Source organism: Micromonospora sp. ATA51 (genome assembly GCF_016802855.1).
GTDB classification, from domain to species: domain Bacteria; phylum Actinomycetota; class Actinomycetes; order Mycobacteriales; family Micromonosporaceae; genus Micromonospora; species Micromonospora sicca.
Window position 1 is genome coordinate 1 of record NZ_JAEVHJ010000191.1, and the last position, 12,882, is coordinate 12,882.

Annotated in this window: 9 protein-coding genes, 4 pseudogenes and 1 riboswitch; of the genes and pseudogenes, 6 read left to right on the forward strand and 7 right to left on the reverse strand. The window is 75.3% G+C overall.

Annotation, left to right across the window (positions count from 1 at the left end):
• Nucleotides 1-579: pseudogene (locus JNW87_RS24870) on the reverse strand (hypothetical protein); the annotation flags it as partial.
• Between the two features lie 78 nt (nucleotides 580-657).
• Here JNW87_RS24870 and JNW87_RS24875 point away from each other — a divergent pair.
• Together JNW87_RS24875 and JNW87_RS24880 are read left to right on the forward strand one after the other, a co-directional pair.
• The gene (locus JNW87_RS24875) at nucleotides 658-2,475 is read left to right on the forward strand and encodes a glycerol-3-phosphate dehydrogenase/oxidase (RefSeq protein ID WP_109805702.1); all 1,818 of its coding nucleotides are present in this window, start codon (nucleotides 658-660) and stop codon (nucleotides 2,473-2,475) included.
• Between the two features lie 138 nt (nucleotides 2,476-2,613).
• Entirely contained in the window at nucleotides 2,614-3,084 is a 471-nt protein-coding gene (locus tag JNW87_RS24880) for a hypothetical protein (protein WP_236648602.1), read from the forward strand.
• 69 nt (nucleotides 3,085-3,153) lie between these two features.
• Here the strand turns inward: JNW87_RS24880 and JNW87_RS24885 are convergent, their stop codons facing one another.
• A complete protein-coding gene (locus tag JNW87_RS24885; protein WP_109805700.1) occupies nucleotides 3,154-4,554 on the reverse strand; it encodes an FAD-binding oxidoreductase in 1,401 nt (466 codons plus the stop codon).
• Nucleotides 4,555-4,619: 65 nt separating this feature from the next.
• Here JNW87_RS24885 and JNW87_RS24890 point away from each other — a divergent pair, with 65 nt between their 5' ends.
• A complete protein-coding gene (locus JNW87_RS24890) occupies nucleotides 4,620-4,937 on the forward strand; it encodes a DUF4031 domain-containing protein (protein ID WP_238454489.1) in 318 nt (105 codons plus the stop codon).
• A gap of 58 nt (nucleotides 4,938-4,995) precedes the next feature.
• On the opposite strand, the gene JNW87_RS24895 is transcribed toward JNW87_RS24890, so the two are convergent.
• The gene (locus JNW87_RS24895; protein ID WP_238454490.1) at nucleotides 4,996-5,634 is read right to left on the reverse strand and encodes a metal-dependent phosphohydrolase; all 639 of its coding nucleotides are present in this window, start codon (nucleotides 5,632-5,634) and stop codon (nucleotides 4,996-4,998) included.
• Between the two features lie 64 nt (nucleotides 5,635-5,698).
• Here JNW87_RS24895 and JNW87_RS24900 point away from each other — a divergent pair, with 64 nt between their 5' ends.
• Complete coding sequence (locus JNW87_RS24900) at nucleotides 5,699-6,958, forward strand: FUSC family protein (RefSeq protein WP_238454491.1); 1,260 nt, start codon at nucleotides 5,699-5,701, stop codon at nucleotides 6,956-6,958.
• Nucleotides 6,959-6,964: 6 nt separating this feature from the next.
• On the opposite strand, the pseudogene JNW87_RS24905 reads toward JNW87_RS24900, so the two are convergent.
• Nucleotides 6,965-8,288 (reverse strand): annotated as a pseudogene (locus tag JNW87_RS24905) (aminotransferase class V-fold PLP-dependent enzyme).
• A 50-nt stretch (nucleotides 8,289-8,338) separates the two neighbouring features.
• Nucleotides 8,339-8,459: riboswitch (SAM riboswitch) on the reverse strand.
• A 22-nt stretch (nucleotides 8,460-8,481) separates the two neighbouring features.
• Here JNW87_RS24905 and JNW87_RS24910 point away from each other — a divergent pair.
• Nucleotides 8,482-9,967, forward strand: a pseudogene (locus JNW87_RS24910) (PrsW family intramembrane metalloprotease).
• Between the two features lie 38 nt (nucleotides 9,968-10,005).
• On the opposite strand, the gene JNW87_RS24915 reads toward JNW87_RS24910, so the two are convergent.
• Together JNW87_RS24915 and JNW87_RS24920 are read right to left on the reverse strand one after the other, a co-directional pair.
• Complete coding sequence (locus JNW87_RS24915) at nucleotides 10,006-10,173, reverse strand: hypothetical protein (RefSeq protein WP_201749543.1); 168 nt, start codon at nucleotides 10,171-10,173, stop codon at nucleotides 10,006-10,008.
• Nucleotides 10,174-10,249: 76 nt separating this feature from the next.
• A complete protein-coding gene (locus JNW87_RS24920; protein WP_109801032.1) occupies nucleotides 10,250-10,597 on the reverse strand; it encodes a co-chaperone GroES in 348 nt (115 codons plus the stop codon).
• Between the two features lie 348 nt (nucleotides 10,598-10,945).
• On the opposite strand from JNW87_RS24920, the pseudogene JNW87_RS24925 reads away from it, so the two are divergent.
• Nucleotides 10,946-12,057: pseudogene (locus JNW87_RS24925) on the forward strand (AI-2E family transporter).
• An 87-nt stretch (nucleotides 12,058-12,144) separates the two neighbouring features.
• On the opposite strand, the gene JNW87_RS24930 reads toward JNW87_RS24925, so the two are convergent.
• Nucleotides 12,145-12,882: ATP-dependent DNA helicase (locus tag JNW87_RS24930; RefSeq protein ID WP_305070465.1), on the reverse strand; the 738-nt coding region annotated here is incomplete at its 5' end.

A 12,882-nucleotide genomic window follows, 5' to 3' on the forward strand; every position in this document is an offset into this window, starting at 1 on the left:
GGTCGCGGGCCGGCCTTCCCGGCGATCGTCCGGGGCGTCCCGACCGCCCGGCACCGGGTCGCGCCGGCGTCCTTCCCACGCCCACGCCGTCCTGCCGAGGCGTGCCGTCGCCGCCGGCCGCCGCCCGGGGGCGGCGCGGCGGTGGAGCAGCCGGCCGAGGAGGGCCGCCAGCAGGGCGGCGGTGGCGGCCAGGGCGGCCAGGTACGCCTCCTGGTGCACCGGCGGCAGGGACCGCAGCAGGGTCAACGCGCCCAGCGCCAGCGCCCCGGCCAGCCAGACCCGGCCGGTGGCCCGGACCGCCGGCGAGCGGGGGAGCAGGGCCAGCGCCAGCGTGGGCGCCCCGACCAGCAGCACCGTGCCGAGGGCGACCAGCGGCCAGGTCGGCACCGCCCGGTCCAGGCCGGCGACCAGCACCGCCTGGTCGACGGCCCAGCCGACCACCTGCCCGAGCACCGTCACCAGCGCGGTCCACCCGCCGACCAGGACCGCCGCCACCACCGGCCACGGGCCCGTCCGCTCCCGAGCGGGGGCCGGCGGCGGGCCGGGCGGACCGGCGGGCGGGCGGGGACCGATCTCCATGCCGATCACGGTACGGCCGCCCGGCGCGTGCCGCCGCGAGGCCGGGACGGTTACCGTGGACAGGTGCGCGACCCCAATGTGTCCCGATCCGCGGCCGGCCAGCTCTCCGTCACCCGCCGCGCCGACGACCTGCGCCGACTCCGCGCCGAGCGGTTCGACGTGCTGGTCATCGGCGGCGGCGTGACCGGCGCGGGTGCCGCGCTCGACGCCGCCTCCCGCGGCCTCAAGGTGGCGCTGGTCGAGGCGCGGGACTACGCCGCCGGCACCTCCAGCCGGTCCAGCAAGCTCATCCACGGCGGCCTGCGCTACCTGGAGCAGCTCGAGTTCCACCTGGTCCACGAGGCGCTGACCGAGCGGGGGCTGCTCGCCACCCGGCTCGCGCCGCACCTGGTGCGCCCGGTGCCGTTCCTGGTCCCGCTGCCCGCCGGGCGGGGACTGCGCGACCTGCCCGGCCGCTTCTTCCGGCGGTCCTACTACGGGGCCGGCGTGGCCGCGTACGACGCGTTCGCCGGCGTCTTCGGCGGCGGGCGCGGCATGCCGCTGCACCGCCACCTGACCCGCGAGGGCGCCCGCCGGATCTTCCCCAGCCTCCGCGCCGACGCCCTGGCCGGGGCGATCCGCTACTACGACGGGCAGGTCGACGACGCCCGGCTGGTGGTGACGCTGGCGCGCACCGCGGCCAGCCTGGGCGCGTCCGTGGTGACCAGCACCCGGGCCGTCGGCCTGATCCGCCAGGCCCGCGAGGTCACCGGGGTCCGGGTCCGCGACCTGGAGGCGCCCGCCGGCTCACCCGACGCCGAGTTCGAGGTACGCGCCCGCACGGTCATCGCCGCCACCGGCGTGTGGAGCGACGACATGTCCCGGATGCTCAACGACGTCGGGCTGCGCCCCGGGGTGCGGGTCCGGGCCTCCAAGGGCGTCCACCTGGTGGTGCCCCGCTCGGCGATCACCGGCGAGACCGGGTTGATCCTGCGCACCGCCACCAGCGTGCTCTTCGTCATCCCGTGGGGCGGCCACTGGATCATCGGCACCACCGACACCGACTGGCGGCTGGACCGGTCCCACCCGGCGGCCACCGCCAGGGACATCGACTACCTGCTGGAGCAGGTCAACATGGTGCTCGACCGGCCGTTGACCACCGACGACATCGAGGGCGTGTACGCCGGGCTGCGCCCGCTGCTGGCCGGCGAGGCGGACTCCACCTCCAAGCTGTCCCGGGAGCACGCGGTGGTGGAGCCGATGCTGGGGCTGCTGCTGGTCGCCGGCGGCAAGTACACGACGTACCGGGTGATGGCCTCGGACGTGGTCGACCGGGCGGTCCACCGGCTGGGCTGGACCCGGCCGTCGCGCACCGCCGACCTGCCGCTGCTCGGCGCGGACGGGTACGCGGCGACGTGGCGGGACCGGGCCGACCTGGCCCGCCGGCACGGAGTCCCGGTCGGGGTGGTCGAACACCTGCTGGAGCGGTACGGCACGCTCACCCGCGACCTGCTCGCCCTGATCGACGCGGACCCGTTGCAGGGCTCCCCGCTGGCCGGCGCCCCGGAGTACCTGGCCGCCGAGGTGACGTACGCGGCCCGGGCCGAGGGGGCGCTGCACCTGGAGGACGTGCTGACCCGGCGTACCCGGATCTCCTTCGAGACCAGCCACCGCGGCCTGGACTCGGCCGAGCACGCCGCGGAGCTGATGGGCGCGGTGCTCGGCTGGGACGAGGCGACCCGGGCCCGCGAGGTGGCGCACTACCGGGCGCGGGTGGAGGCGGAGCGCCAGTCGCAGCTGATGCCGGACGACGTGGCGGCGGACGCGGCCCGGCTCGGCGCACCCGACGTCCGGGGGTTCGCGGCGGACCGGGGTGTCGACGGCGACGCCGTCGAACTTCCGTCGTCCCCCCGGTAGCGATCCGCCGGGGCCCCGGTCGGGCTCATCGCTCGGCCGGTCGGCGGGTACCGGCGCAACCTACGGTGGGGTAGGTTGCCGTGCGTGGTTCGCCCATCAAGGTCGCGCGTCCTCCTATTTTCGGCCGGTGTTCTGCTGGTGTTCGCCCTGACCGGTTGCTCGGTGTTCGACCGGGCCGAGGGGTCCACGGCGCCGCCGCGCGGGTCCGCACCGCCGAGCGGGGAGGCCTCCGCCCCCACCGGGACACGCCGGGTCTCGCTGGTGCAGAAGCTCGGCGCGGACGGCCCGGTCCGCTCCCTGGAGGTGGAGCCGAACGGCCGGTGGGCCTGTCAGGACTGCGCCGGCGACGGGGTGAACTCGACCGGGGAGCTCGCCCCCGACCAGGTGCAGCGGTTGCAGCGGATGCTCGCCGACCCCGCCCTGGCGAAGGAGACGGACGAGGCCCGCCAGTACAAGCTGGCCTGCATCGACGCGCTGACCTCCACCCTGCTCATCCCGCCGGGCCTGACCATCACCTCGCAGGACTGCCCGGGTGAGGAACGGCCACCGGTCGCCGGCGAGATCCTGCTGCTGCTCACCCAGGCGACGCCGGCCGAGGTCCGCGGCTGACCACGGTCCCGACCGCCCGATCCGGGCCCCCGACCGGGTCGGGTCCGGCCACCCGCCGGTGCGGACCGGTCAGAGCACCTTGCCGGGGTTGAAGAGCCCCTCCGGGTCCAGCGCCGCCTTGATCGCCTGGTGCACCCGGATCCCGACCGGGCCGATCTCCCGGGCCAGCCAGTCCCGCTTGAGCAGCCCCACGCCGTGCTCCCCGGTGCAGGTGCCGCCCAGCGCCAGACCCAGCCGCATGATCTCGTCGAAGGCCCGCCGGCCGCGCTCGACGCTGGCCGGGTCGGCCCGGTCGACCACGATGTTCGGGTGCATGTTGCCGTCGCCCGCGTGGCCCACCACGCCGATCGGCACGGCACACTCCTCGGCGATCCGGGCCACCCCGTCCAGCAGCGCCGCGAGCGCGCCGCGCGGCACCGCCACGTCGTCGATCACCAGCCCGCCGTTGCCGCCGGGGAAGGCCTCCGCGGCGTACCGCTCCATCGCCGGGTGGGCCAGCCGGCGGGCCTGGAGCAGGGCCGCCGCCTCCACCGCGTCGGTGGCCGTCCAGACCTCGTCGGCGCCGGCCGCCTCACAGACCTCGGCGATCCGGGCCAGGTCCTCAGCGGCCCGGGAGCCGGTGTCCACGGCGGCCAGCAGCAGCGCCTGCGCGTCGGTGCGCAACCCCATCGGCCGGTACGCCTCGATGGCCGCCAGGTGGACCCGGTCGAGCAGTTCCAGCAGGCTCGGGCTCAGCCCCCGCTCGGCGATCCCGGCCACTGCCGTCCCGGCGGCCGCGGTCGACCCGAAGACGGCGACCAGGGTCAGCGACTTCGCCGGGGCGGGCCGCAGCGAGACGGTGATCTCGGTGATCACCCCGAGGGTGCCCTCGGAGCCGACGAAGAGCCGCGTCAGGTCGTACCCGGCGACCCCCTTGGCGGTACGCCGGCCGGTGCGCAGCACCTCGCCGGAGGCGAGCACCACCGTCAGGCCGAGCACGTACTCGGTGGTCACGCCGTACTTGACGCAGCACATGCCGCCCGCGTTGGTGGCGACGTTGCCGCCGATGGTGGACGACTCCCAGGAGCCGGGGTCGGGCGGGTACCAGAGGCCGTGCTTCGCCACCGCTCCGGCCAGCGCCGCGTTGACCACGCCGGGCTGGACCACGGCGATCCGGCTCACCGGGTCGATCTCCAGGATCCGGTCCATCGCCACGGTGCTCAGCACCACCGCGCCGTCGACCGCGTTCGCCGCGCCGGCCAGCCCGGTCCGGGCCCCCTGCGGGACCACCGGTACGCCGTGCCGGGCGGCCGCCCGGACCACCGCGACGACCTCCTCGGTGCTGCGCGGCCGGGTGACCACGAGCGGGGTGCCGGCGGCGCACAGGTCGGCCTCGTCCCGCTCGTGCATCCGGAGCAGGTCCGGGTCGGTCAGCACGGCGGCGTCGCCGAGCGCGGCCCGCAGGTCGTCGAGGAGGGGGGAACCGGCCATGCGGGGAAGGCTAGGTCGTCGCCAGGTGATCATCAACCGGGCGACCGCGCGCTAGATTGGCCGGCATGCTGTATCTGGACCGGCCGGCCGTGCCCTGGCGGGGCCGGCTCTGGTCGCACCTGATCAGCGACGTCTCCTACGCCGAGCTGCACGCCTTCGCCGAGGCGCTTGGCGCGCCCCGCCGTGGCTTCGACCGGGACCACTACGACATCCCCGCCGAACGCTTCCCCGTGGCCGTCTGGCTCGGCGCCCAGGTCGTCCCCAGCCGCGACATCGTCCGCCTCCTCCGCGACGCCAACCTCCGCCGCCCCAAACACCTCACCCGCCCGCACGGCCCCCACCCCTCCCGCGATCTTGCACTTCGGGCCCCCGAGTTGGGCTGATTCACCCGGTTCGCCGGGGCCCCAACTGCAAGATCGACGGGGAGAGGGGCGGCGAGGGTCAGGGGCGGAGGGTTTTGAGTTCGCGGGTGAGGTTGGTGCGGGCGCGGGGTTCCCAGCGGGTGTGCAGGATGGGGAGGCGGTAGAGGGCGGGGAGGGCCAGGAGGGATTCGAGGACCCTCGCCCTTCCGGCGCGGAAGTCGGGGTCGGGGATGTGGGCGTACTCGCGGCGGACGGCGGCGACGTAACGGTCGTACACGGGTGGCGGGCTGGCCAGGACCGCCAGGTCGGCGTCGCAGAGCAGCGCGCCGTCCGGGTCGTCGGCGGCCACCACGTGCCCGGCGGTGAGCAGCACCAGCCGGCGCACCTCAGCCACCGCCGCGGCCGGCAGCCCGGCGTCGGCGAGGAGGTCGCCCGCGAGGGCCGCGCTGGCCCGTTCGTTGGCGTCGCCGCCGGCTCGCGAGTCGTAGACCGCGTCGTGGCACCAGGCAGCCAGCCGGACCAGGTCGGGCCGGCGGGCGAGCGCCGCGTGGCCGTCGACCACGTCGAGCACGGCGGTCAGATGATCCGCGGTGTGGTAGTGCCGGTGCGGCTCTCGCCAGCCGGCCAGCAGCCGCTCCCCGGCCCGGTCCACCCCGGCCGGGTCGGTCGCCCCGGCGCCCCGGACGGCGGCACGCCACCGCGCGATCAGCTCTCCCACCCGGTGCAGTCTGCCGCATGGCGAGGATTCACCGGGGGTGACGCGGGTAGTCCCCGCCATGGCCGTGGCCCGGGACCGACGACCTCCGCTCCTGCGTCGTGCCGGATTGAAGGACGGGGTGGTCGACGTCGACGCGGCCCGGATCGCCGAGGCGGCGGACCAGCTGCGCCACCGGAGCAAGGCCACGCTGCACGACCGGCTGCACCGGGTCCGGTCGGCGCTGGGCCTGGCCGTCCAGGCCGGGCTGGCCGCCGCGCTGGCCTGGGTCATCTCCCACCAGCTCCTGGGCAATCCGCAGCCGGTCTTCGCGCCGATCTCGGCGGTGGGCACGCTGGCCGCGTCGGTCGGCCAGCGGCTGCGCCGTACCGTGGAGTTGATCATCGGGGTGGCGGTCGGGGTGGCCCTCGGCGACCTCCTGATCTATCTGCTCGGCGCCGGTGGTTGGCAGTTGGGGCTGGTGGTGACGACCGCAATCCTGCTGACCATCTTCTTCGGTGCGAGCGTGGCCGTCGTGATCCAGGCCGCCGCCACCGCGGTGCTGATCGTGACGCTCAGCCCGTCCACCCAGAACCTGGAGATACCGCGCTTCGTCGACGCGTTCATCGGCGGTGGCATCGCGTTGGTGGTGACCGCGATCCTGCTGCCGCTCAACCCGCTCCGGGTGATCAACCGGGCCGCCCGGCCGGCGCTGGACCTGCTCGTCGAGCAGTTGGACGTCAGCGCCGAGGCGCTGCGCAAGCGGGACCGGCAGAGCGCCCAGCAGGCGCTGGAACGGCTCCGGGAGAACAAGGACGAGCTGGCCAGGTTCAGCGAGGCGATCGAGGGGGCCAAGGAGACCGCCACGCTCTCCCCGGCCCGCTGGCACCGCCGCGACGAGCTGACCCACTACGCGGAGGCGGCGGACCCGATCGACCGGGCGATGCGCAACAGCGGCACCCTGATCCGCCGCTCGGTCACCCTGATCGAGGACGAGGAGCCGATCCCGGAGCCGATGCCGGACTCGGTCGCCCACCTCGCCGAGTCGGTCCGCATGCTCCGGCACGAGTTCGCCGTCGGCGCGGAGCCGGAAAAGGCCCGCGAGTGGTCGCTGCGCGCGGTGAGCGAGGCCGGCCGGGCGTACGCGGAGGGGGTGGGCTTCTCCGGCAGCGTGGTGATCGCCCAGGTGCGTACCACCGCCAGCGACCTGATAGTCGCCTCCGGCATCGAGCAGGAGGAGGCGAACCGGCTCGTCCGACAGGCGTTCGGCGACACCGAACAGCCGCCGAGCGGCCAGGCCGAGCCGGAGGGCGCCCCGAAGCCGCCGACGGCGCCCCCGCTCGGGTGACCCCGTTCAGCCGACCGCGGCCAGGGCGGCGACCAGCCGGTCCACCTCCTCGGCGGTGCTGCCGAGGCCGATGCTGGCCCGCAGCGCGGTGGGCGGCAGGTCCCGCCGGCCGCTGCGCGCGGCCGCCTCGGCGAGCAGCCGCCGGGCCAGCGGGTGGGCGCAGAAGAGCCCGTCCCGGACCCCGATCTGGTGCGCGGTGGCCAGATGGGCGGCGACCTCGGCGGAGTCCCGCCCGGCCACCACGAAGGAGACGATGCCCACCCGGGGCGCCTCGGGCGCGAAGGTGCGCAGCTCCACGACGTGCGGCAGGGCGGCGAGCCCCTCCCGCAGCCGGGCCAGCAGTCGCTGCTCCCGGGCGTGCAGCGCGTCCCGGTCGGCCTCGGTCAGCGCGGCGCAGACCGCGGCGAGGGCGACCGCGCCGAGCAGGTTGGGGGTACCGGCCTCGTGCCGGGCCGGGCCGGTGGTCCACCGCACGTCGTGGGTGGCCGCGCCGACGTGCCCGGTGGCGCCGCCACCGGCCAGGTACGGCGGGGCGGCGTCCAGCCAGTCCGACCGCCGACGAGCACCCCGGCGCCGAAGGGCGCGTACAGCTTGTGGCCGGAGAGCGCCAGGTAGTCCACGTCCAGCGCGGCCAGGTCGACCGGCGCGTGCGGGGCGAGCTGGGCGGCGTCCACCAGGATCCGGGCGGAGTGCCGGTGGGCGACCCGGGCCAGCTCGGCCACCGGCCACCGCTCGCCGGTCACGTTGCTCGCCCCGGTCACCGCGACCAGCACCGGCGGGCCGGGTCGGGCCGGGTTGGTCGCCGGGGCTGCCGACCGCGGGGCCGGCTCGTTCCCGGCGTCGACCCGGCGCAGCTCGCCGAGGGCGGCGTCCAGCGCCCGGACGCCGCGGCGGGGCTCTCCGGCACCGGCAGCCGGACCGAGCCACGCGGCCAGGGCAGCAGGTTGGCGTGGTGCTCCCCGGCGAAGGTGACCACGGTGGTGCCGGCGGGCAGCGCCCGGGCCAGCAGGTTGACCGCGTCGGTGGTGTTCCGGGTGAAGATCACGTGGTCGTCGGCGCGGGCGCCGAGGAAGTCGCCGACCGTCTGCCGGGCCCGCTCGTAGGCCAGCGTGCAGCGTCGCGACAGCGCGCCGGCGCCGCGGTGCACGCTCGCGTACCAGGGGAGCAGCTCGGCCACCGCGTCGGCCGCGGCTCGCGCGCACGGCGCGCTGGCCGCGTGGTCGAGGTTGATCTGCCCCGGTACGCCGAGCACGCCGAGCGGGTCGGCGTCCGCCGGCCGGTCCGGGAGCGCGGGCAGCGGGCGCAGCGAGGGTACGAGGGTGATGGTCATGCCGGAACCTCCGGGGTCCAGGGGACCCCGGGGTGTGGGCACCGGGACGGGGTCCGCGCTTGCCCAGCACGCCGTTCGGGCTGGGCCCGGTCATCACCCGGGGCACCCCACCGCGAACTCGACGAGGGTTGCCGGCCAGCAAGCCGGGGCTTGACGCTGGCGCTCGTGACCTATCGGCAGCATAGCGGCCGGAATGCGGCCGGACCAGAGGGTCACGGGTGACTACGCTGACCGCATGGCCGACACCCCGCCCGGCGGACCGCCGCCGCCGCCGACCGCGCCCGCCGCCCCGCCGCCGGGGTCGGTGACCCCCCGGATGCCGCTGCGCCGGCTCGGCTGGCGGCGGTTCCTGGCGCTCGCCGGGGTCGTCCTGCTGATCGCCGTCGGGGCGGTCTTCATGGTCTTCACCCTCGGCGAGAGCCTGGGCGCCCAGGCGCTGCTGGTCGGCGTGGTCGCGGCGGTCCTGCCGGTGCCGGTGCTGGTCTCCTGCTTCCTCTGGCTGGACCGCTACGAACCCGAGCCGCTCAAGTACCTGATCTTCTGCTTCGCCTGGGGCGCGTTCGTCTCCACCGCCGTCTCCCTGCTGGTCAACGAGACGTTCGCCGGGCTGTTCAAGGACTGGGGGCTGCCCACGGCGCTCACCGCCGTGCTGGTCGCCCCGTTCATCGAGGAGCTGACGAAGGCGCTCGGGCCGATCCTGTTGCTGATCTTCCGGCGCCGGGAGTGGTCCGGGATCACCGACGGCCTGGTCTACTGCGGGCTCTCCGCGATCGGCTTCGCCATGGTGGAGAACATCCTCTACCTGGGCGGGTACGGCTACCGCACGGGCGTCGAGGAGTACGGTCCGGCGACCGGCGCCCGCCAGGTGATCGCCATCTTCATCGTCCGGATCCTGATCTTCGGGTTCGCCCACCCGCTGTTCACCTCGATGACCGGGGTGGGCCTGGGCATCGCCGCGCGGACCGCCGACCGGCGGGTCCGGGTGCTCGCCCCGATCGCCGGCCTGCTGCTGGCGATGATGCTGCACGGCACCTGGAACCTGCTGCCCTCGCTGGCCGCGGCCACCGGCCAGCCGCTGATCGCCCTGTACGGCTACATCGGCGTGATGGTGCCGATCTTCTTCGGCATGGTGGGCCTGGCGATCTGGCTGCGGGCCTGGGAGGGGCGGCTCACCGAGCGGACCCTGCCGGACTACGTGCGGGCCGGCTGGCTGACCCCGCCCGAGGTGGCGGCGCTGGGCAGCCTGGGCCGGCGGCACGCGGCCCGTACCTGGGCCCGCCGGATCGCCGGTGACGGCGGGGTGAAGGCGATGCGCGGCTACCAGTTCGCGGCCACCCGGCTGGCGCTGCTGCGCGACGGGATGCGCCGCGGGCTGGACCGCAAGCAGGCCGACCGGGACCGGACGGCCCGGGAGGAACGGGAGCTGCTGGAGGCGATCAGCGCGTACCGGTCGTTCTTCGTGGGGCGGGACCCGCAGACGCCGGTGGGGGTCTGGGACGGCAGCGCTACCACCTGCGGTTCCCGGACGGGTCGCAGCGGGCGGTGCCGGCGCCCGACGAGCCGGTGGTGCCGATTCCGGTGGTGCTCACCCCGCCGCCGCCCCCGGCCTTCCCGGCCGCCTACGGCCGCCCGGCTGGTACGGCCCGCGACCGGCCGCGCCCTGGCCCCCCGGCACCTGATCGCCGACCGCCGACGCGGGGCGGGTGGTGGCGGGTAGTCAGGTCATCAGGCCGGTCATGAAGTCGCCGAGGCCTTGGAAGATGGCCATCAGCGCCGCTCCGATCCCCTTGAACATCTGGGCCGCGCCGTCCGGGCGGAACGCTATGAAGTAGATCAGGAAGCCGACGAAGCCCCACAGCAGCAGCTTCTTCAGGAATTCCGGCATCGTCCCTCCCCAGGGCGCTGGAGGTGCCTGGCTTCCCGTCGGGAAGGAAGGCAAACGACGTCCGGGTGGGGAGGGCCTAGAGGTAGAGGCCGGTCGAGCCGGTGGGCTCGTGCTCCACCCGTTCGGCGGCGACGGCGTGCACGTCGCGCTCGCGGAGGAGGACGTACCCGCGGCCGTGCAGCTCGACCTCGGACCGCTCGTCGGGGTCGAAGAGCACCCGGTCGCCGGCGACGATCGAGCGCACGTGCGGGCCCACCCCCACCGCGGTGGCCCAGGCGAGGCGCTTGCCCACCGCCGCGGTCGCCGGGATCACGATGCCCGCGGTGGAGCGGCGCTCGCCCTCACTGCCCTCCATACGCACCAGCACGCGGTCGTGCAGCAGGCGGATCGGCAGGCCGGAGTCGAGGTTCTGGTCGGCGGTCACGCGAAGACGCTACCGCGTGCGCCGCGGTCGATCGTGCGGTGGTTGAGCGGAGTCGAGCGGGGGCAATGTGTGGCGGAACCGGCCTAGGGTGGGACGGACGGACGTATCCTGCCCCCCTGTGTCGTGGGCGGGCCAGCTTTGCGGGAGGTGCGCTTGAGCCGCTTCGAGCGGGTACGCGGACGGCTCCGTCACGCGTACGAGTCGGGACGTGAGTCGGTGCGCGCGCGCCGTGACGACCCGGCGGACGAGCCCGACGACCCGGGCGTGGCCTCGCCGGCCTCGCCGGCCTCGCCGGGTCCGGTGGCGCCGCCCTCGGCGACGGTGGTGGGCGCGGAAGCGCCGGCCACCATGCACAACTCCACCTCCAGCCGGGACGACGCCGACGTGCCGCACGCGCTGCGGATCGCCGCCGCCTGGTCGTGGCGCCTGATCGTGATCGGGCTCGTCACGTGGGGATTGCTCAAGATCGTCGGCACCATCCGGATCGTGATCATTCCGCTCGCGGTGGCGCTGCTGCTCTCGGCGTTGCTCGCCCCCGCGGTCGGCTGGCTGCTCAAGGCCCGCTTCCCCCGGTCGCTGGCGACGGCGTGGTGCTCGTCGGCGGGCTGGCCGCGGTGGTCGGCACGCTGACCCTGGTGGTGAACGAGTTCATCCAGGGCGTGCCGAAGCTGAGCGAGAAGTCGTCGGAGGGTGTGCGGCAGATCCAGAACTGGCTCAAGACCGGGCCGCTGCACCTCTCCGACGGCCAGCTCAACCGGTACATCGACGAGGCGCAGGGCTGGGTCAACGGCAACACCTCGAAGGTCACCAGTGGTGCCCTTTCCACCGCGGCCACCCTGGCCGAGGTGCTCACCGGCACCATCCTGGTGCTCTTCGCGACCTTCTTCTTCCTCCGCGACGGCAAACAGATCTGGCGGTTCCTGGTCCGGCTGCTGCCGGTCGCCGCCCGCTGGAAGGTCGACGACGCCGGCCGGGCGTCCTGGTCGACGCTGGGCGCGTACGTCCGGGCCACCGTCCTGGTCGCCTTCATCGACGCGGTCGGCATCGGCATCTTCCTGGTCGTCTTCGACATCCCGTTCGCCTTCCCACTGGCCGCGCTGGTCTTCCTGGGGGCGTTCATCCCGATCGTCGGGGCGGCCCTCTCCGGCGTCGTGGCGGTGCTGGTGGCGCTGGTCGACAGCGGGCCGATCAAGGCCCTGATCATCCTCGGCGTGGTGATCGGCGTGCAGCAGTTGGAGGGGCATGTGCTCCAGCCGCTGATCATGGGGCGCGCCGTGGCCATCCACCCGCTGGCCGTGATCATCGGGATCGCCGCCGGCGTCGTCCTCGCCGGGATCACCGGGGCGCTGGTCGCGGTGCCGCTGATCGCGGTGCTCAACACGGCCGTTCGGCGGCTCGCCGCCCGGACCGTGCCGGACACCCCGCCGGACGCGGTGGTCGTCGCCTCGCAGGCGCCCTGAGTTGACCGGAATTGACCGACGGGGACGGTCAGCGACCCATGTGGAGGGAGCGGGCGGACGGCCGACGGGGTCGTCCGCCTGCTCCCGTCAGCTCTTCCCGAGCCGTTCCAGGGCGCCCCGGGCCACGTCCGGCCGGGTGGTGTACCAGAACGGCGGCAGCGAGCGCCGCAGGAACGGGCCGTAGCCGCGGGCGGTCTCCAGCCGGGAGTCGAGCACCGCGACGACGCCCCGGTCCCCGGTGGCCCGGATCAGCCGCCCCACGCCCTGCGCCAGCCGCACTGCCGCGATCGGCACGCTCACCGCGGCGAAACCCGACCCGCCGCTCGCGTCCACCGCCGCGGCCCGGGCCGCCGCGAGCGGCTCGTCCGGGCGCGGGAAGGGCAGCCGGTCGATCACCACGAGCTGGCAGGCGTCGCCCGGCACGTCCACCCCCTGCCAGAGCGACATCACCCCGAACAGGCAGCTCGACCGCTCCTGCCGGAACCGGCGGACCAGCAGCGGCAGCGCCTCCTCGCCCTGGAGCAGCACCGGCAGGTCGGTCCGTGCGCGGAGCAGCTCCGCGGCCTGCTGCGCGGCCCGGCGCGAGGAGAAGAGCCCGAGGGTACGCCCACCGAGTGCCCCGGCCAGCGCGAGCAGCTCCTCGCCGGCCGCCTCGGGCAGCCCGGAGACGCTGGGGCGGGGCAGGTGCGCGGCGACGTAGAGGATGCCCTGCCGCGCGTAGTCGAACGGTGAGCCGACGTCGAGCGAACACCAGCCCGGCCCCTCGGTGGCCGGCACGGTGCCGGTGGCGGCCCGGCTGCCCGGCGTGGCGGCCGACCGGCGCGG